This is a genomic window from Amycolatopsis sp. NPDC049868 (assembly GCF_044461365.1).
Classification (GTDB): domain Bacteria; phylum Actinomycetota; class Actinomycetes; order Mycobacteriales; family Pseudonocardiaceae; genus Amycolatopsis.
Genome location: NZ_JBITKV010000006.1, coordinates 403,826 through 422,784, shown reverse-complemented (window position 1 = coordinate 422,784; position 18,959 = coordinate 403,826). Strand labels below are relative to the sequence as shown.

At 67.3% G+C, this 18,959-nt stretch carries 19 protein-coding genes; 12 read left to right on the top strand and 7 right to left on the bottom strand.

Translation table 11 applies throughout. The features are described 5' to 3' along the window. Window positions 1–40 precede the first annotated feature (40 nt). The 3 genes from ACIBTM_RS26315 (at window position 41) to ACIBTM_RS26305 (ending at window position 3,623) form a co-directional block, all read left to right on the top strand. On the top strand, window positions 41–1,081 hold the full coding sequence (locus ACIBTM_RS26315; protein ID WP_395879795.1) for a DUF2891 domain-containing protein: 1,041 nt from the start codon (window positions 41–43) through the stop codon (window positions 1,079–1,081). 561 nt (window positions 1,082–1,642) lie between these two features. Beyond that, window positions 1,643–2,044, top strand: a complete 402-nt coding sequence (locus ACIBTM_RS26310; RefSeq protein WP_395879794.1) for a hypothetical protein — start codon at window positions 1,643–1,645, stop codon at window positions 2,042–2,044. Between the two features lie 124 nt (window positions 2,045–2,168). Next, entirely contained in the window at window positions 2,169–3,623 is a 1,455-nt protein-coding gene (locus ACIBTM_RS26305; protein WP_395879793.1) for a trypsin-like serine protease, read from the top strand. Window positions 3,624–3,689: 66 nt separating this feature from the next. Here ACIBTM_RS26305 and ACIBTM_RS26300 read toward each other — a convergent pair whose 3' ends face one another. Continuing rightward, complete coding sequence (locus tag ACIBTM_RS26300; protein WP_395879792.1) at window positions 3,690–4,178, bottom strand: hypothetical protein; 489 nt, start codon at window positions 4,176–4,178, stop codon at window positions 3,690–3,692. 179 nt (window positions 4,179–4,357) lie between these two features. Continuing rightward, window positions 4,358–5,038, bottom strand: coding sequence for a TetR/AcrR family transcriptional regulator (locus tag ACIBTM_RS26295; RefSeq protein ID WP_395879791.1), 681 nt, complete (start codon window positions 5,036–5,038; stop codon window positions 4,358–4,360). A gap of 117 nt (window positions 5,039–5,155) precedes the next feature. On the opposite strand from ACIBTM_RS26295, the gene ACIBTM_RS26290 reads away from it, so the two are divergent. Both ACIBTM_RS26290 and ACIBTM_RS26285 read left to right on the top strand, forming a co-directional pair. Then, entirely contained in the window at window positions 5,156–5,791 is a 636-nt protein-coding gene (locus ACIBTM_RS26290) for a hypothetical protein (RefSeq protein WP_395879790.1), read from the top strand. Window positions 5,792–5,817: 26 nt separating this feature from the next. After that, on the top strand, window positions 5,818–6,069 hold the full coding sequence (locus tag ACIBTM_RS26285) for a hypothetical protein (protein ID WP_395879788.1): 252 nt from the start codon (window positions 5,818–5,820) through the stop codon (window positions 6,067–6,069). Here ACIBTM_RS26285 and ACIBTM_RS26280 read toward each other — a convergent pair. Beyond that, entirely contained in the window at window positions 6,041–7,501 is a 1,461-nt protein-coding gene (locus ACIBTM_RS26280; RefSeq protein ID WP_395879787.1) for an aldehyde dehydrogenase, read from the bottom strand. The genes ACIBTM_RS26285 and ACIBTM_RS26280 overlap by 29 nt on opposite strands. Before the next feature lie 77 nt (window positions 7,502–7,578). On the opposite strand from ACIBTM_RS26280, the gene ACIBTM_RS26275 reads away from it, so the two are divergent. From ACIBTM_RS26275 to ligA, 3 genes are all read left to right on the top strand, one after another. Continuing rightward, window positions 7,579–8,115, top strand: a complete 537-nt coding sequence (locus tag ACIBTM_RS26275) for a TetR/AcrR family transcriptional regulator (protein ID WP_395879786.1) — start codon at window positions 7,579–7,581, stop codon at window positions 8,113–8,115. A gap of 65 nt (window positions 8,116–8,180) precedes the next feature. Further along, entirely contained in the window at window positions 8,181–9,278 is a 1,098-nt protein-coding gene (locus tag ACIBTM_RS26270) for a calcium:proton antiporter (RefSeq protein ID WP_395879785.1), read from the top strand. A 54-nt stretch (window positions 9,279–9,332) separates the two neighbouring features. Continuing rightward, the gene (ligA, locus tag ACIBTM_RS26265; RefSeq protein WP_395879784.1) at window positions 9,333–11,324 is read left to right on the top strand and encodes an NAD-dependent DNA ligase LigA; all 1,992 of its coding nucleotides are present in this window, start codon (window positions 9,333–9,335) and stop codon (window positions 11,322–11,324) included. A gap of 218 nt (window positions 11,325–11,542) precedes the next feature. Here ligA and ACIBTM_RS26260 read toward each other — a convergent pair whose 3' ends face one another. The 4 genes from ACIBTM_RS26260 to ACIBTM_RS26245 are packed head-to-tail and all read right to left on the bottom strand — an operon-like array spanning window position 11,543 to window position 16,431. Beyond that, entirely contained in the window at window positions 11,543–12,682 is a 1,140-nt protein-coding gene (locus ACIBTM_RS26260) for a family 2 encapsulin nanocompartment cargo protein terpene cyclase (protein WP_395879782.1), read from the bottom strand. Between the two features lie 25 nt (window positions 12,683–12,707). Continuing rightward, entirely contained in the window at window positions 12,708–13,571 is an 864-nt protein-coding gene (locus ACIBTM_RS26255) for a geranyl diphosphate 2-C-methyltransferase (protein WP_395879781.1), read from the bottom strand. A gap of 53 nt (window positions 13,572–13,624) precedes the next feature. Then, window positions 13,625–15,013 carry a family 2B encapsulin nanocompartment shell protein gene (locus ACIBTM_RS26250; protein WP_395879780.1) on the bottom strand — a complete coding sequence of 463 codons (1,389 nt, stop codon included), beginning with the start codon at window positions 15,011–15,013 and terminating at the stop codon, window positions 13,625–13,627. After that, on the bottom strand, window positions 15,010–16,431 hold the full coding sequence (locus tag ACIBTM_RS26245; protein WP_395879778.1) for a family 2B encapsulin nanocompartment shell protein: 1,422 nt from the start codon (window positions 16,429–16,431) through the stop codon (window positions 15,010–15,012). The genes ACIBTM_RS26250 and ACIBTM_RS26245 overlap by 4 nt, the downstream gene beginning before the upstream one ends. A gap of 454 nt (window positions 16,432–16,885) precedes the next feature. Here ACIBTM_RS26245 and ACIBTM_RS26240 point away from each other — a divergent pair, with 454 nt between their 5' ends. Genes ACIBTM_RS26240 through ACIBTM_RS26225 form a run of 4 tightly spaced genes read left to right on the top strand, consistent with a single transcriptional unit; the run spans window position 16,886 to window position 18,959 of the window. Then, window positions 16,886–17,212 (top strand): ArsR/SmtB family transcription factor, encoded by a 327-nt coding sequence (locus ACIBTM_RS26240; RefSeq protein WP_395879777.1) that lies wholly within the window; start codon window positions 16,886–16,888, stop codon window positions 17,210–17,212. Further along, the gene (locus ACIBTM_RS26235) at window positions 17,209–17,862 is read left to right on the top strand and encodes a cation transporter (RefSeq protein WP_395879776.1); all 654 of its coding nucleotides are present in this window, start codon (window positions 17,209–17,211) and stop codon (window positions 17,860–17,862) included. Before ACIBTM_RS26240 ends, ACIBTM_RS26235 begins: the two co-directional genes overlap by 4 nt. Before the next feature lie 10 nt (window positions 17,863–17,872). Beyond that, window positions 17,873–18,484 (top strand): class I SAM-dependent methyltransferase, encoded by a 612-nt coding sequence (locus tag ACIBTM_RS26230; protein WP_395879775.1) that lies wholly within the window; start codon window positions 17,873–17,875, stop codon window positions 18,482–18,484. A 43-nt stretch (window positions 18,485–18,527) separates the two neighbouring features. Then, window positions 18,528–18,959, top strand: a complete 432-nt coding sequence (locus ACIBTM_RS26225; protein ID WP_395879774.1) for a hypothetical protein — start codon at window positions 18,528–18,530, stop codon at window positions 18,957–18,959.

The window sequence follows — 18,959 nt, the reverse complement described above, 5'->3', positions numbered from 1 at the left end:
AGAACCCGAAACGCCACTCACGAGGCACTGGGAGCAGCTGATGACCGATTGGGATTCCGAACGAGAGCGGCTGCTCGTGGCGAGCGCGGACACCTTGGCCAGGACGGCGTTGACGAACGTCGTGCGCGAGTATCCACACCACGAGAGTCACTGGCACCTCGAAGGCGTTCCCGTCCTCTCCCCTCGGCTCGCGCACCCGTGCTTCTACGGCAGTTTCGACTGGCATTCGTGCGTCGAGATGTTCTGGGTGCTCGTACGCCTGCTCCGCCATCACAGCGACCTCGTGCCTGCCGAGGAGATCCGCGGCGTCCTCGACGAACACCTGACCGTCGAGGCGCTCGCGGGCGAGGTCGCTTTCTTCACCCCAGAGGAGCACCGCACCACCCAGCGCCCCTACGGCTGGTCGGCATTGCTGGAGCTCACCTTCGAAACCGCCACCTGGGACGACCCGGACGCCTCGCGCTGGTCGGCACCGTTGCGAGAGTTGAGTGCGATCTTCGTGACCCGCTACCTCGACTGGCTGCCCAAGGCCACTTACCCGATCCGGTACGGGGTGCATGACAACGGCGCGTTCGGGTTGTCGCGCGCCCTGCCGTACGCGCGCCATCTCGCCGACCACGGCGACCCGCGGCTGCACCAAGTCCTCACCGAGACCGCCTGGCGCTGGTTCGGGTCCGATCGCGACTACCCCGGCTCCTGGGAACCGTCCGGAGCCGACTTCCTGTCCCCAGCCCTCGCCGAAGCCGAACTCATGTCCCGCCTGTCGCCCGCGGCCGAGTTCGCCGATTGGCTGGGCGGTTTCCTGCCCGGCGTCGCGGAACGGAGGCCCGCGACGCTCTTCACCCCGGCGACCGTGACCGACACCTCCGACGGACAGCTCGCCCACCTGCACGGCCTCAACCTGCACCGCGCCTGGGGCTGGCACCGGCTCGCGCGCGCCCTTCCCGACGATGACGAACGAATCCCCGCCATGCTCGAAGCCACGCGCGATCACACCCATGCCTCGTGGGCACAGACGACTGGAAGCGCCTACATGGTCGAACACTTCCTCGCCTACTACGCGCTCCTTCTGCTCAGCTGAGAACCCTGCCCGGAGTGTGTCCACTCGTTCAGACCAGTCACTCGCTGTTGGTGAGCCGAGCGAGGCGACAATGGGCGACCAAGTGCCTGAACGAGTGAACCGAGCGTGAGCATGGCTGCTCGAATCTCGTCGGACTTGACCGAAGTTCGACCGTACCCGGCAGTTGCGATCAGCATTTCGCATCTTGCGAAAAGAGCCTGGACAACAGGGAAGATCGTGGCCTCCACCTGCGGAGAGAATCGTCGCCTGGCGTTTCGCGCCGACCTGGCCCAACGCCTGGAACGCAAGTTGCCGGGCTGTCGAGCCGTCTCGGCGGCACTGGTCCGTTCGGCCCTACCCGCTACTTTTAGTAGTTTTCGGGATCACCCAGACCGTTGAGCGACGCGTGCATACCGTTCAGCGCGACACACGCTGTACTACTGAACGGTCACAGACCGCTTTCGCCAAGATGTCCTCAGCCGCACCGGTCAAGAACCGGTAACGCACGCGTGGCCCCCTGCTGTCACAGGAGGCCACGCGGATGTCCATTCGCAAGCTCGCTAGAACTAGGACAGGACGGTCGTGACCATACAGCCTGATAACGCGAAGACACCAGACAACGGACCGCCCCAACGGGTCAAGGTCGTCATCGAACATGTCGAAGAGCCGGCTCGGCGCGTCGCGACGTCCGCGGAGATGATCCGCGCGGCGCGACCGCTCCTGAGGACACCGGGACGCCATCGCAAAGTGCAGACCCGCGACAGCTGGCTCTGCCTGGCGATGACGGTCCTCACCGGCTGGGCCCCGACACTGCGGATGTGCCTTCTGCTGACGATCGGCGGCGGGATCATCGTCGGCATCGTCGAGATCAGCACTCCGGAAGTCGGTGTGTCGGCGGGGACCAGTGTCGGTCTCCTGACTCTCTTCGGTGCCTGGATTGTCAAGGCCCGCCAAGGTAAACAGCGGCGAGAGCCGAGTCTGTAGCCGGATTCCGCCCCGTGCCCGCCGCACCGCGGGCACGGGGCGCGGCAATGTCGGAAAAATCTCCACACTCGTTCGGTGTCTTCCGGTTGAATGATCGCGAAGTCCTGACATGTGAGGAGATCTCGTGCGGAGAGCTAGGAGACTGGGGGCTCTGGCCGTTTCGGTGCTGGCAGCGACCACGGCACTGGGCGGACCGGCGTCGGCCGACACCGTGCAGTCGTTCCACACCTCGCTCGACCCCGCTTCGGTGCGGGAGTCGGTGCGCTATCTCGTCGAGAACTACCGAGTGAGTGAGCAGGAGGCGTTGCGCCGCCTGGAATTGCAGACCGACGGTGGCAAGCTGGACGAACTGCTGCGGCGCGACCGCGGCGCCGAGTACGGCGGCATGTGGCTCGACCAGGACAAGGGGCAGCTGGTCGTGGCGATGACCAAGCCCGCCGCGGCCGAGCCGTATCTGAGGGCGATGCCGGCCCGTTCCGCTGTTCGCACGCACCAGGTCCAGCACTCGTTGCAGCAGCTCACGGCGGCGAAGGAACGCATCGCGGCCAAGGTCGGCGCGGGACCGGACGCGGTCTACCTGCCATCGGTGAGCGAGTCGGAAAACCGTGTCGTGCTTTGGGAACGCGACTGGGTGGCGCGGGAGAAGGCGGTCGTGGCCACCGAGACGACCACCGCGCGACGGGCCGCGGCGGAAGAATCCGGCATGGTCGTCTCACGGGTACTGAAGAATCCGAACGCGCTGTCCACGCCGAACGTGGATCTCGGGTTCTGTCATCCGCTCTACTGCACGAACTACGGTCCGATGCGGGGCGGTATCCGGTTGGACATGAAGCGGGACGACGGCACCTGGGGCGGCTGCACCAGCGGTTTCAACCTGCGGTCCACCGGTGGCGGTTTCCCCGGCAAGGGCTGGGTGCTCACCGCCGGGCACTGCATGCGGACGAAGACGAACAACACGCCGACCCAGCACAACGGCAATGACGTACTACAGCAGCACGGCATCGAGAAGAGCTCGTACCCGTACGACTACGCGGCCCTGCCGTACGTCAACGACGCGGCGTCGACGACGTGGCTCGAAGGCCAGACCGGCCGTAACCGGGTGCTGAAGTACTGCCGCAACGGCGGCATGGACAGCAACGGCGACACCCCGTGCGGTGCGCAGGCCACCTCGGTCGACGAGTACATCACCGGCGCGCGCAAGCTCGCCGAGATCAAGGCCGGGTATGTCGTCTGCGCCTCCGGAACGGCGTCGAGCAAGGTGAACTACCCCGATTCCGTCGACAGCGGTGCGGGCGCCGGCTACCTCGTCGGGACCCGCTGCGGCCGGGTCCTGTCCACGGACGTGGGCATCAACACCGACCTGTGCGCCCGTCCGGGTGACAGCGGCGGACCGCTGTTCAGCCAGGCCGACCACGCGGCACTGGGCATCCTGGTCGGCAACCAGCAGTCCCGGTCGGGCCCCTGCCAGGCCGGTGAACTGAACAACTACGCGCCGATCGAGACGATCACCACCGATCTCAGCGAGCGGATCGCCAGTCAGGGATCCGCCTTCGCGGTGATCACGACTCCGAACGGCTGATCTCCCGAGCAAGGGAAGGCCCCCTTCATCGCGCTAGCTCCAGAAGCGATGAAGGGGGCCTTCGCGTCACTTGGTCAGGAAAGGACCCTCGTAGCGCAACGCGTCGTCCTCGCCGTACACCCGGACCGTCAGCTCCGGCGGCTCCCAGGGCGCGAACACTTCGTCGATCGTCTCGGGCACCGGACCCAGGTCCACGTCCACGGCGAAGGTGTGGGCCACGATGTCGGCCTGGACGACGACGCCGTCCGCGTCGGCCACCTCCAGCCTGGTCACCCCGGGGTCGATCGCTCCGAGAACACCGGGCCGCCTGCTCCACACCGCGAACCCGCGCTCTGTGGTGTCACTCCCGTATCCGGTGCTCATGATGTTGAACAGCGTGCTTTCTCCCGCCCGGAAGATGCACTCCGCCTCGACACCCGAATCCTGATAGGCCAGCATCCGCCCGTTCCCGGTGCTCGTCCCGATCCGGGCTCCGGTGTGCCATCCCTCGTGCGACACCTGCTCCGCCGATCTCGCGATCTCCGAGGACCGGTAAAGCTCGCTGAGGGCCGTCAATTCCGCGATCCACCGCGCGGTCTGTTCATCGTTTGCTGGGGCCACTACGCGTGTGCCCTCCTCCCTGACTGTCCACAATGGTCAACATCGAGGCTGGCACACCCGGATGTCGATCACATCGGGGTTTCCCCCGAGATCACCCCGGCCCGCTGCACGGTTCGGTGCAACCGACGCCGGAGCTAGCCGCGCGCGTCGAGCTGCGCTTCCAGGCCGTCGAGAATCGTCTGGAGGCCGAAGTCGAGGTCGTGTTCGGCGGTCGCACCCTGGTCGTCGGCACTCCACCCCTCGCTCTGGGCTCGCAGCCGCGGGAATCGCATGGCGACCTCGGTCATTCGCGTGATCGTCTCCTGAAGCCGTTCTGTTTCGTCGCCTCCACCACGGCTGAGGCGGGCCTTCCATGCCGCCTCCGACGCCGCGCCGACGGCCGTACCCAGCACGAACGTGAACACGACCTTGGTCGCCTGGTCCGCGTCCCGCGCGGTGAAGCCGGCCGTTTCGAAGACGCCGAGCAGATGGTCGTCGTGCCGGGCTTTTCCGGGACCGTAGACCAGATGCGTGCTCATGGCGGGGACGAGCCACGGGTGCCCCAGGATCATCGCGTACATGCCTTTGGCCATCGTGGTGGCGGCGCCGCGCCAGTCGGTCCCGTCAAGGTCGGGCAGGTCGATCTCTTCCCATACCGCGTCGCAGGCGAGTACGACGAGGTTTTCCTTGCTCTGCACGTGCCAATAGACCGAGGTCGCGGCGGAGCCGAGCCGCCCGCCGAGCTGTCGCATGCTCAGTCCTTCGATCCCGTCGGAATCCAGCAGCTCGACGGCTGCCCGGACGATCTGTCCCCTGGTCAGGGTCTCGCGCGGCATTCGCACAGGATAAACGGCTCACTCGGACACTGTTCGAGTACTACTTGCACGCTGTGCAAGTCGCCGCTAACGTGCGACTCGTACAGTGTGCAAGTCGGAGAATTACCGGGGGATCCCATGACCACGCTCGCCCTTGCGCTGCCACAGTTCCTGCTGGCAGCGACGTTTTTCGTCATCCCCGTCGTCGGCGCCCGACGCGGGGCCGCGGCCCAGCGCGAGGCCGAGAGCGAATTGATACGACAGGGTGTTCCCGCCACCGTGCTGACCCGGTACGGGATCAACTTCGGAGCGACCCGCGGAAGCTTCTTCCTGGCAGTGGCGATCGGAGTGCTCTTCGCGGTACTGGCCACGCTCAACCTGACCGGTAACGGCATGGCGGAGACCCTGACCTGGATCTTTCAGCCGATCATTCTCGTGCTCGGCTGCCTGATCATGCCCGGTGAAGTATTCGTCACCCGGGGCATCCGATCCACGTTCAGGAAGTCCGGCGACGCCGTGGCGCAAGGCATCGACGTCGAGGCACTGGTCGCCGCGGTGCGGCGACGTTTTCCCGGCTGGCTCCGCCACGTGATCCTCGCCCGGTTCGTGCTGGCGACCCTGGGCTCGGCGCTCGTACTCGTGCTGCTGGCCACGTCGTCCGACTGGGACAACCGGACAGGGGCGCATGCCCTAGGCCGAGCAGAGCAATCTCGCGGGTTTCCCGTCATGGGGTCTTTCGTCGCCCGTCGGAGTGTCGCCGGGGCAATCCGGTGACACTCCGACGGAGAGGGGCGAGGGCGATGACCGCGCGGCGCACGATCACGGACGAGATCGGCGAAATCGGTGTCTGGCTGATGGGCGAGTTCGGCGGCCGCTTGCCCGCGAACGTGATCAGCCGGGTGCTCAACGCGAGCAAGCGCGACCTCGAAGGCCGCATCGACCCCGAAGAGCTGAGCGAGATGTTCTACACCCTCTGCCGGTTCCGGCTTCAGCGGATCCTGGCCGCGGACGAGCGCATCACGGTCAAGATCCCCGACGCTCGCCTTTCGTGATGGTCTTGAGCTCGACGTACTGCGCGAGACCCGCCGCACCGTACTCGCGGCCGATTCCGCTGGCCTTGTAGCCGCCGAAGGGACCGTCGAAGCCGATCGGCGCCCCGTTGACGGTGACGGTCCCGGTGCGCATCCGCCGCGCGACGGCGAGCGCGCGGTCCTCGTCGGCCGACCAGACACCACCGGAGAGCCCGTACTCGGAGTCGTTGGCGATACGGACCGCGTCGTCCTCGTCCGTATAGGGGATGACGACCAGCACCGGACCGAAGATCTCCTCCTTGGCGATGCGCATCGTGCTGTCGACGTCGGCGAACAACGTCGGCGTGACGTAATTGCCCTTGTCCAGGCCCGCCGGGATTCCGGAGCCTCCGGTGACCAGGCGCGCGCCCTCGGCGACACCGATCTCGATGTATTCGCGCACCCGCTGTTGCTGGCCTGGCCGCACCATCGGGCCGATGAAGGTTCTCTCGTCGGCCGGGTCGCCGACCACGAGCGATTCCATCATCTCCTTGAGCCCGGTCACGACCTCGTCGTACCGGCCACGCGGCGCGAGGATCCGTGTCTGCGCGATGCAGGCTTCACCGTTGTTGAGCAGCGATCCGAACTTCAGTCCGGCGATCACGTCCGCCATGACGGCGTCGGGCAGGATCACCGCCGCGGACTTCCCGCCCAGCTCCAGGCTGACCCGCTTCAGCCGCTCCCCCGCCAGCGACGCGATCCGGCGGCCGGCGGCGGTCGAACCGGTGAACGCGATCTTGTCGACGCCGGGGTGCTTCACCAGGTACTCGCTGGTCTGCCGGTCCGCGGGCAGCACGCTGATCACCCCGGACGGCAGGCCGGCCGCAGCGAGCAGGTCCGCGAGCAGGTTCATGCTGAGCGAGTTCTCCGGCGAGACCTTGAGGACGACGGTGTTCCCCGCGAGCAGCGCCGGGATGATCTTGGCCATCGACGCCGAGAACGGCGAGTTCCACGGGATGATCGCGGCTACCACCCCGATCGGTTCCCGGCGCACGATCGAACGGAACGGCGCGGAAGGGTCCGAGGGCGCGAGCGTCTCCTCCCACCCGAATTCCTCCGCCGCCTTCAGATACGAGACGGCGAGCCGTCCCACCCCGGGCTGCCCGGCCCGCGTGAACCAGAGAGCGGAACCGTTCTCCGCCGAGATGAGCTCGGCGATCTCGTCCGCGCGGGCCTCCCTCAGTGCGTTCAGCCGCCGGAGCACCTCGATCCGCTCCTTCGGCGGGGTCCGCGGCCACGGACCTTCGTCGAAGGCGGCCCTGGCCGCGGCGACGGCGCGGTCGACGTCGGCGGGAAGAGCTTGGACGACGCGTCCCAGAACCGACTGGTCATGCGGGGACACGATGTCCAGCAGCGTCGAATCGCTCGGCGTCGTCCGCTCGCCTCCGATGAAAAGCCTGTCGTTCGTGATCACCGTTCCGCCTCGCTAACTGTCACATCGAAGTAGCATTTATGGCAGTTAACGACACAGCCTCGTGATACATTCCCGGCGTGAGAGCCGATGCGACGCGCAATCTCGAAGCCGTCCTGACCACCGGCGCGCGCATGCTCGCTGACGACCCCTCGGCCAGCATCAGCGCGATCGCCGCCGAAGCCGGTGTCGACAGGCGCACCGTCTATCGGCGTTTCGCCTCCCGCGAAGAGCTCTTGGCCGCCATCTACGACTCACGGCTGACCGCGGTCGAACACGTCGTCCGCACCGCGCGGTTCACCGAGACGGCGGTCCCCGTGGCCTTGCACCGATACGTCGAAGGCATCATCGAAGTCAACCGCGCCTGGCCGGTCGAACTGACCCGGATGCGCGCCGAACCCGCCATCCAGGACCGCCGGAACCGGCTCTCCGCCGAGGTGGACACGTTCCTCCAGCGGGCGACCGACGAGGGATTCCTCCGCGCGGACATCCCCGACGGCTGGGCGGCCCGGCTGCTGATCCAGCTCCTCCACCTCGCATCGAGGGAGGACATGGACGCCCCGCGCGCCGCCGATCTGCTCGTCGAGACCTTCCTGAGCGGAGTCGGTGCTCGCTAAGAACTTCGTCACCCTGCGACCTCCATGGAGCGGCGACGTCACGCAGAGTGTGCGAAGGTGGCGTCATGGCCGCTTCCCACAGGCGATTCCCCCTGTCCTGGACCACCGTCATGCCGGTCCTCGCCATAGTCGTGTTGGCGCTGAGCTGGGGCCGCGACCTGGGCGCGGTGCCGGTGATCATCGTGGCGCTGGCGCTCGGCGGGACGGTGCTGGCCGCGGTGCATCACGCAGAGGTGGTGGCGCATCGTGTCGGGGAGCCCTTCGGCTCGCTGGTGCTGGCGATCGCGGTCACGGTCATCGAAGTCGCGCTGATCGTGACGATGATGTCCTCCGGCGGTCCCGAGGCCGGGACGCTGGCCCGCGACACGGTGTTCGCCGCGGTGATGATCACCATGAACGGCATCGCCGGCATTTCGCTCATGGTCGGCGCCCGTCGTTACGGCGAGACGCACTTCAACCCCGAAGGCAGCGGCGGCGCGCTCGCCACCGTGGCGACACTGGCCACCGTCAGCCTGGTGTTGCCGACCTTCACCACCAGCACCCCGGGCCCGGCCTTCAACGGCACGCAGCTCACCTTCGCCGCCGTCGCCTCGCTGCTGCTCTACGGCCTTTTCGTGCTCACACAGACCGTGCGCCACCGCGACTTCTTCCTGCCGGTCGACAGCGAGGGCTCGGTCAAGGAAGAGGAGCACGCCGAGCCGCCGACCAACCAGGCCGCGCTCACCAGCCTCGGGCTGCTGCTCGTGGCGCTGGTCGCCGTCGTCGGCCTGGCGAAGGTCGAATCCCCCGCCATCGAAGCGGGGGTCAGCGCGGCGGGCTTCCCGCAGTCGTTCGTCGGCGTCGTGATCGCCATGCTGGTGCTGCTGCCGGAAACGCTGGCCGCGACCCGGGCCGCGCGGCGCGATCGGATGCAGACCAGCATCAACCTCGCCTACGGTTCGGCGATCGCGAGTATCGGGCTCACCATCCCGACCATCGCGCTGGCGTCGATCTGGCTGGACGGGCCACTCCTGCTGGGCCTTGGTGCGACCCATATCGTGCTGCTGGCGCTGACGATCGCGGTCAGCGTGCTCACCGTCGTGCCCGGCCGCGCGACCCGGCTGCAGGGCGGGGTGCACCTGGTCCTGCTGGCCTCGTTCCTGGTGCTCGCCATCAACCCGTGACACGAGTCCTCTTCGGACCGTGTTCTGTCAGGGGTCCCGGGTAATCTCAGCCCCGTGAACGCTCGGGACCGCATCCAAGAACTCGCCGATCAGATCGTCGTCCTTCGCGACGCCTACTACCAAGGCTCGCCGAAGGTGGCCGACGCCGACTACGACGCGATCGAAGACGAACTGCGCGGGCTCATCGAAGCGAATCCCGAGCTGGCCCCGGACCCGAACCCGCTCGACCAGGTCGGCGCGCCCGCCGTCCTGCACGCGCCCATCCGGCACTCGCGCCCGATGTTGTCGCTGGAGAAGGCGACGAAGCCCGAGCAGGTCGAGGCGTTCTTCGCCCGGTTCCCCGGGCAGCCGGTGGTCGTCATGCCGAAGCTCGACGGCCTGTCGCTCGCCCTCGTCTACGAGAACGGACGGCTCGCCAGGGCGGTCACCCGCGGCGACGGGACCACGGGCGACGACGTGACCATGCTGGTCCGCGCGCTGACCGACGGCGTCCCGGACAAGGTCGACGCGCCCGGCCGGGTCGAGGTCCGCGGCGAGGCCGTCATGCTGCGTTCCACTTTCGCCGCCTACAACAAGGTCCACCCGGACAAGCCGCTGATCAACCCGCGCAACGCCGCCGCCGGCACCCTGCGCGCGAAGGATCCGGCCACCGTCGCCGAGCGGCGTCTCCAGTTCTTCGCGTTCGACCTCTCCACGGAGCCCGACAGCGCGGAAACCGATCTCGACGGTGCGCTGCGGACGCTCGGGTTCGCCGCCGCCGACATGCGGCACTGCCAGGACGCCGAGTCGGCGCAGGCCGTCATCACCACCATCGAGCAGCAGCGCAACGAACTCGACTACGACCTCGACGGTGCGGTGCTGCGCCTGGCGGATCGCGACGCCTACGCCGCCGCCGGAACCCGGTCCAGTTCACCGCGCGGGGCGCTGGCCTTCAAATTCGCCGCCGAGGAGAAGACCACCGTGCTCGCCGATGTCGTCTGGGACGTCGGCAAGACCGGGAAGATCGCTCCCGTCGCGTGGCTGGAGCCGGTGTTCGTCGGCGGGACCACGGTCACGCGGGCGACGTTGGCCAACCAGGAGGTCATCAAGGCCCGCGGCATAAAGATCGGCGACACCGTCCTCGTGCGCCGCGCCGGCGATGTGATCCCGTTCGTGGCGGGTGTCCTCGACGCCGCCAAGCGCACCGGCGAGGAGCGGGAGATCGTGCCGCCGTCGGTATGCCCGTCGTGCGGGGAACCGTTGACCGAACAGGGCAACAGCCGCGAACTGTTCTGCACCAACGTCGCCTGCCCCGCCCAGACCGTCCGGCGGCTGATCCACTGGGCATCGCGCGCGGCCGCGGACATCGACGCGATCGGCGGAGTCTGGATCGAGCGGCTCGCCGAGGCCGGGATTCTCGAACACCCGTCGGACTTCTACCGGCTCACCAAGGAAAGGCTGCTGGAGTTCGACCGCATCGGCGACGTCTCCGCCACTCGCATGATCGAGTCGATCGACGCGAGCCGGGCCGTCGGCCTGCGCCGGGCGCTGATCGGTCTGGCGATCCCGATGGCCTCCGAAGGCACCGCCGCGCGGCTGTGCCGGGCGGGCTTCGATTCGCTGGAAGCCGTCGCCGACGCGGGCGAAGAGGGTCTCGTCGCCGTGGAGGACATCGGTCCGAAGGTCGCCGCGTCCCTGATCGAGCACCTCACCCGGCTCCGTCCCGAGCTCGAACGGCTCCGCGAGGCCGGAGTCTCGCTGGACGTACGTGAAGAAGACCTCCCGCCGGTCGTCGCGGCAGGCGCGCCGCTCGAAGGCAAGACGGTCGTGGTCACCGGATCGATCAGCGACCCGCGCTCCGGCGAGAAGGTGCCGCGCCCGACCTTTCAACGGCTGTGCGAAAAGGCGGGCGCGAGCATCGCGTCGTCGGTCTCGGCGAACACGGACCTGCTCATCACCGGCGCCGACGTCGGAGCGAGCAAGCTCACCAAGGCCGAGAAACTCGAAGTCGAGGTCGTCGACCAGGGCGTGATCTGGGGCCAGTTGATCGAGGCGGGCGTCGTTTAACCTCTCCTCCGCGTTTAGTCCTCTGGATGCGGAGGTTCGTGTCGCGAACTACCGCATTCAGAGGAGTTTGGCTGGTTGCTGAGGACACGCGCGCGCGTGTCCTTTCGGCCGGAGGCCTCGGATTTGCGGAGGCGGGCCGCCGACTCGGCTGAGTGAGCGACCAGCTGATGCCGCGGCCCGGCTACGGAAATCCGAAAGCGCGCTTCAAGAGACACGGCCTAAACGCTGGGCTTCGTCCGATATCGCGGGCTGGTCGAGTGCCATTCGAAACTCCCGCCCATCCAGCCCCGCAACCCGCGTAGAAACCGTTGCAGTTCGACGGAAGGCACCGCGCTCAACTTCTCGTGAGCGGCCTGGAAGTCCCGGACGACGTCGTTGTGCAGTTCGATGGTGATCGCCGTGGCCTCTTCGATCGTGCACTTCCGGTCATCGGCGATCAGCAGTACCGCGTTGCAGGGCGGCGATTCGTCCTCCAGATCCTTGGCGACCGAATACACGTCGTTGACGAGAACAGCCGCGGTACCTGCTTGGATCGCCGCCTCGCGGACACGTGGGTCGTAGTAGAGGTTCGAGGTCAGTTCGTAGCCGCCGAGGACATCGATCAACGTCATCGAGGTGTAGAAGCTGTCGTGCTGCCGGGCGGCGAGATACTCCCACGCGGGCGGGTATTTCCCACTGTGCCGCCACGCCGCGTAGGCGGTCCAGCTCACGAACATCGCGAAGGTCGAATAGCAGATACGCTGGACCTGCGCGGCGGTCCCGGAACGTCGCAGGAAGTCCGTCGCCGAGCCCAGTGCCACCAGAACCCGGTCGTTCCGCAGTGTTTCGTCGAGGTCCCGGCTGAATTCGCCCAACGACGGCACCGGGTCCATGGCCGCCATGGCCAGCGCGAGCTTCGGCGGCAGCTCGGCAGGCACGGCACCGAGCGAGCTGTCGTCGGCATAGAGGTCGTCGGCCGCCCACCACGCGGCGTTGAGCTTCGCCGAGATCAGCAGCCGGTCCGGATCCTCGCAGTCCGGGTGGGCGAGCATGACGAGTCTGCCGAAGCCCGCCTTCCCGAACTGTTCGCATTCCTCCTCATCGAATCCGCACTCCCTCGCCCATATGACCAGCCGCCGGTCGACCTCCTCACCGAGCGGCTCGTTGATTCGTTCGGTGACGGGGCAGTAGAACGGCGGTGCCGACGCGTCACCGCCCGGCCGGTACGCGTAGGCCGGGTCGAGAGCGGGTTCCTCCGGCGGCGGAGTCGCCTCCACCGCCGGAGCGACCGCGGTCAGCCGGGCCGCCAGCCGGGCGGCGGACGTGCCCAGCCCGCTCGGACCGGCCAGCAGAGTGGCGAGCGCACCCTGTTCGGTCATCGCTTACTCCGATGGTCTCGCGGGATCAGACGCGGTCCGCGGCGATGAGGAGGTAGTGGAAGCTGCCTTCGCGATAGGCGTCCAGGAACGGTCCTTCGATCCCGGTCGCCACCGACGACTTCGCCCGCAGTTCCCAGTACGGGATCGTGTCCGGCGTCAGATCCACCACCGAGATCGGCACCAGGTCGTTGGCCGTCATGGCCTTGAAGTACTCGCTGCGCGGATGGATGTTGCAGGTGTAGTGCTGGTCGATCTGCGCGACGGCCTTCGACCGGCCGCCGGTCACGTCGTTGTAGCACCCGGTGATGGTGACGTAGCGGCCGCCGAACTCCAGCTGTCGCGCGTGCTCGGCGAACAGCTCGTGGAGATCCACGTACATGGTGCTTTCGTTGTTCCAGATCGCCTTGCGCGAGCCGGTTTCGAAGCCGGTGTCGAGCATGTTGCGGAAGTGGTAGCGCACCCGGTCGGCGACGCCCCGGATATCCGCCTGGTGATTGGCGAACTCGACCTGCTTCTCCGAGATCGAGATCCCGTCGACGTGGCAGCCGAACCTCGCGTTGGCCATGATGCTGGACCCGCCGCGCCCGCAGCCGGCGTCGAGGAGCCGGTCGTCCGGTTTGACGTCGCCGAGGTGATCGAGCAGGACATCCGCCTGCGCTGTCTCCAGGCGGTGCATTTCGGCGATGATCCGCTCGTCGCGGGTGTCTTCAGGGCCTTCCAGCACCGACCAGTCGACCTCGCCGACCCCGTAGTGGTGGTGATAGAGCCCGTCCACATCGCCCAGACGCAGGTTGACCGGGTCCTTCTCCTTGTTCCAGTACGACGCCACCGACTTCTGATACTCGGTGCGCAGAACCTTTGCGGGAGCGGGAGTACGGGCAATGGTCACGTGCGTGGTCCTTTCTGGAGCGTTGTTGTTCGTTGTCGTCACGGGGCGAGGGGTCACCGCGCGACCTCGACGTTCTCCAGGACGCCGAGCGCGTCGGGCACGAGCACGGCGGCCGAGTAGTAGGTGCTGACCAGGTAGCTGGCGACCGCCTGATCGGAGATGCCGTCGAAGCGCACGTTCAGGCCCGGCTCGTACTCGTCGGGCAGGCCGGTCTGGTGCAGCGCGATCACGCCGTTGTCCTCCACGCCGGTCCGCATGGCGAGGATCGAGGACGTGCCGTCCTCGGTGACCGGGATCTTGTCGCAGGGCAGGAGCGGCACCCCACGCCACGCGGCGACCACCTTGCCGTCGACGGTGGTGCCCTCCGGATACAGGCCGCGGCGCGTGCATTCCCTGCCGAACGCGGCGACCGCGCGAGGGTGGGCGAGGAAGAACTTCGTCTTGCGGCGGCGGCTGACGAGTTCGTCCATGTCGTCGGGCGTCGGCGGACCGGACCGGGTTTGGAACCGCGACTTCAGATCGGCGTTGTGCAGCAGCCCGAACTCGTGGTTGTTGATCAGGTCGTACTCCTGCCGCTCACGCAGTGCCGAAATGGTCAGCCGGAGTTGCTCTTCGAACTGGTCCATCGGCCCGTTGTAGAGATCGGTCACCCGCGTGTGCACCCGAAGCGCCGTCTGCGCGACGGCCAGTTCGTATTCGCGCGGCGAGATCTCGTAGTCGACGAACGTGCCCGGCAGCAGCGGCTCACCATCGTGACCGGACGACATCCCGATCTCGGCCTCGCCCTTGGCGTTCTGCGGTTTTCCCTTGTTTGCCAGCATGTCCTGCACGTGGCGGCGCATCGCCTCCGACCGGCCGTTGAGGTCGGCGAAGTCTTCGGCGCGCAGGGTCAGCACGATCACCGGGGTGACGGCCTTGGCGGTGAACGGCCAGTTCCGGTCGATACCGGCGAGCATCTCGTCGCCGAAATGGTCGCCATCGGCCAAGCTGCCGACGGAGGCTTCGGCGCCGTACTCACCCGGCACCACTTTGGCGATCTTGCCGTGCGCGACCAGCACGACCTCGTCGAGCGGAGCGCCGTGGCTGACGATGGTCTCGCCGGGCCGGTACTCGTGCTGCACGAACCGGTCGGCGAGCGCGGTGAGCGTGTCCTCGTCGTCGAAACCCCGCAGCAGAGCCAATTCCGCGAGTTCCTGCGGGACGACGCGGACATCCGTGCCGACGTTGGTGAAGCTCACCCGTCCGTCGCCGATCGCGTAGGTCAGCCGCCGGTTGACCCGGTAGGTGCCGCCGGTCGCCTCGACCCAGGGCAGCATCTTCAGCAGCCAGCGCGGCGTGATGCTCTGCATCTGCGGCCGCGTCTTGGTGGTCGTCGCCAGGTTCCGCGCGGCGGCCGGGCCGAGACTGAGCCGCCGGTCGGCCTCCGGCGTCGTGGCGGTCATCCTTCGCGACCGAGTTCGGCGGCTTCGAGGACGGCCAGCGCGTCCGGTACGAGCACGGCGGCGGAGTAGTACGTGCTGACGAGGTAGGAGATGATCGCCTGCTCCGAGATCCCCATGAACCGGACGTTCAGCCCGGGCTCGTATTCGTCCGGCAGGCCGATCTGGCGCAGGCCGACCACGCCCTGGTTCTTCTCCCCGGTACGGATCAGCAGCACGGAACTGGTGCTGGTCTGGCTCACCGGGATCTTGTTGCACGGCAGGATCGGGACGCCGCGCCACGACGGCACCTTGTGCCCGCCGAGGTCGACGCCGGTCGGATAGATGCCGCGTTTGCTGCACTCGCGGCTGAACGCGGCGATCGTGCGGGGATGGGCCAGGAAGAAGCCGGGTTCCTTCCACACCAGGGCGAGCAGGTCGTCGAAGTCGTCCGGTGTGGGCGGACCGGTACGCGTCGCGATCCGCTGGGTGAAGTCGGCGTTGTGGAGCAGGCCGAAGTCGGTGTTGTTGATCATTTCGTGCTCTTGCCGCTCACGCAGCGCTTCGATGGTCAGACGCAACTGCTGCTCGGTCTGGTCCATCGGCTGGTTGTAGAGATCGGACACCCGGCTGTGGACCCGGAGCACGGTCTGGGCGACGCTCAGTTCGTATTCGCGCGGCGAAGTCTCGTAGTCGACGAACGTGCCCGGCAGCAGCGGTTCACCGTCGTGTCCGGACGAGATGTCGATCTCGGCCTCGCCGAAGTCGTTGGAGCGTCCGGAGTCCTGCGACGCCTGCTCGATCTGCGCCTGCAGCGATTCGGACTGTTCGAGCACCCGCTCGAAGTCCTGACGAGTGAGGGTGAGCACGGTGCAGGCGGTGGTCGCCTTGGCGGTGAACTCCCAGATACCGTCGTTGTCCACGAGGGCCTGCGCGCCGAAGTAGTCGCCGTCCTTGACCACGCCGAGCGCGGTCTCGTCACCGTAGTGACCAGGGCCGGTTTTGCTGATCTTGCCGTGCGCGATGAGGAAGACCCGATCGGCGCGGTGCCCGAATTCGACGAGCACATCGCCGGCGGCCACTTCCTGCTGTTCGAAGCGGCGCGCGAGTTCGACGAGGACCTCTTCGTCGTCATATCCCTTGAGCGGCTTCAGTTCTCCGAGTTCCGCCGGGATCACGCTGACTTCGGTGCCCGTCTTCGAGAAGGTCACCCGCCCGTCGCCGACCGCGTAATTGAGCCGCCGGTTGACCCGGTAGGCACCACCGTTCACCTGAACCCATTCAAGGGACTTCAGCAGCCACCTGGACGAAATCCCCTGCATCTGCGGAACGGATTTGGTCGTCGTCGCCAGGTTGCGCGCGGCGGCCCGGCCCAAACTCAGCTGCGGATTTTCCGGCCCCTGGACACCTTCGGCGGAAGTGTCCGATTCGGTCACGGTCACAGCAAGGTCCACCCTTCGATAGTCGTGTGAACAAACAAGATCCACAAATCGCGGCGTGCCGGTCATGCCCCGAAGTGCGGCCCCGCTGGATCAACATAGCAAGGGGTTTTTCACACACAAGCGCACTTTCAGGTAATGCGACAAGGCCACCCGAATGCCGATTTTCCCATTGCGCAGGAAAGCTTTTGTTAACGTTACTCGACGCTTTTCGGCCGCCACGCAATCGGTCCAGTGATTGTTCTGAGGTGTCATGCGGAGCCGCGCCGGGACTCCCCGGCGTACTCACGAAGCGGCCGTTTGAGTGGCCACACCGGACTCTTTCGGGTCGCCTCCACATCCGCGTTCGACATCGGCTTGACAGACAGCGACGAAACAGAGGGTCGCGTCCGGACACTCCGTCGGGTCACGCCTTGGCACTTGCTGATATGTCAGCGTCGGCTGTACTGTCCGACATGTGCTGACATGTGAGACCCAGGGTGCCGCGCTCGCCCGGCTCGGTCGCGCCCTCGCCGACCCGAACCGGTGCCGGATCCTGGTCGCCCTCCTCGACGGAGTGAGCTACCCCGGCCGGCTGGCCGATCAACTCGGCCTGAGCCGCTCGAACGTGTCGAACCACCTGGCCTGCCTGCGCGGCTGCGGGCTGGTCGTGGCGACCTACGAAGGCAGGCAGGTCCGCTACTCGCTGGCGGACGCGCATCTGGCCCGCGCGCTGCGGGAGCTCGCCCATGTCGTGCTGGCCGTCGACACCGCCGAGCCCTGTGTGGACGAGGTGCTCCGATGAGCGTGGAGAGCGGTTCCTGCGCGGACGACTGCTGCGCCACGAAGTCCACTGTGGCCCCGGATCGCCGCGCGCGGTTGTCCCGGCGGGTCCGGTTCCTCGTCGCCACGACGATCGCCTACAACGTCGTCGAGGCGGTCGTCGCCATCTCGGCGGGTACGGTCGCCTCGTCGACCGCCCTGATCGGCTTCGGCCTGGACTCGGTCATCGAAGTCGCCTCGGCCACTGCCGTCGCCTGGCAGTTCTCCGGCAAGGACCCGGAAGCCCGCGAACGCACCGCGCTCAAGGTCATCGCGGTGTCGTTCTTCGCGCTGGCCGCCTATGTCGCCGTCGAGTCGGCACGCACGCTGTTCGGAGCCGACCCCGCCGAGCACTCACTCGTCGGCATCGTGCTGGCGGCGGTCTCACTGCTCGTGATGCCTTTCCTGTCCTACGCCCAGCGCAGAGCCGGGCGTGAACTCGGCTCCGCGAGCGCCGTCGCCGACTCGAAGCAGACCTTGCTCTGCACCTACCTTTCCGGTGTGCTGCTCGTCGGGTTGCTGCTCAACAGCCTCTTCGGCTGGTACTGGGCGGATCCCCTGGTCGCACTCGTCATCGCCGCCGTCGCGATCAAGGAAGGCCGTGAGGCCTGGCGCGGCGAGCACTGCTGCTGAAAGGAGCGCCATGACCCGGCCCGCACGGTGGAACCGGTACTGGGACGGCAAATCCCGGAACTACGACCGGGAAATGCAGTTCATGGACCGGAAGCTCTTCGGCGATTCGCGGGCGTGGGCCTGTGGGCAGGCCTCCGGCGACGTTCTCGAAGTCGCCGTCGGGACCGGCCTGAACCTGCCGCTCTATCCCGGTGAGGTCACGCTTACCGGCATCGACCTCAGTGACGGCATGCTCGCCATCGCCCGCGGCCGCGCCGAACGCCTCGGCCATCCGGTCACGTTACGGCGCGCCGACGCACACGACCTGCCCTTCGACGACGATTCGTTCGACACCGTGGTCTGCACCCTCGGGCTCTGCGCCATCCCGGACGACGGCAAGGCGTTGCGGGAGATGGCCAGGGTCCTCCGGCCCGGCGGCAAGCTCATCCTGCTCGACCACATCGTGAGTTCGTCCCGCGCGGTCCGCGGTCTGCAATGGATCGCCGAAAAGATCACCGTGCCGATGGCGGGCGAGCACTTCCTCCGGCGGCCGTTCGACAAGATCGGCGACCTCGGCCTGGCCGTCGAACAGCGGGAGCGGTTCAAACTCGGGCTGGTGGAACGGCTCGTCGCCCGCAAATGAACCGTGTCATCGGAATTTCATCGATACGGCCGATCCTGATGGCGTGACCTTCCCCCAGCAGCAGCAGTCCATCTGGCAGCAGTACCCCGTCGCCCCGCCGAAGAAGACGCCGAATACCGCGCTGATCGCCGGGATCGCCGCCGCGGCGCTCGTCGTCACCGGCGGAGCGATCGCGGTGACGGTGGCGCTCGTCACCGGCGGCAGCGCTCCCGAGGTCGACCCCGACCCGTTTTCCGCGCAGGCCGGGGACTGCATTTCGGCTGACGAAGACGCCGGCTCCAATGGCGCGTTCAGTTCCAGCGCGGTGCGGGTGCACTGTTCGGACAGCTCCGCCAACTACACGGTGATCGCACAGCTTTCGAGTGGGACCGGCTCCGATTGCAACGCCGTGCCCGGCTACGAGTACGGCAACCCCGTCGTCTACGACTTCGCGTCGGGGCAGTCCAGGGAACTCTGCGTCATGCCGAGGAGCTGA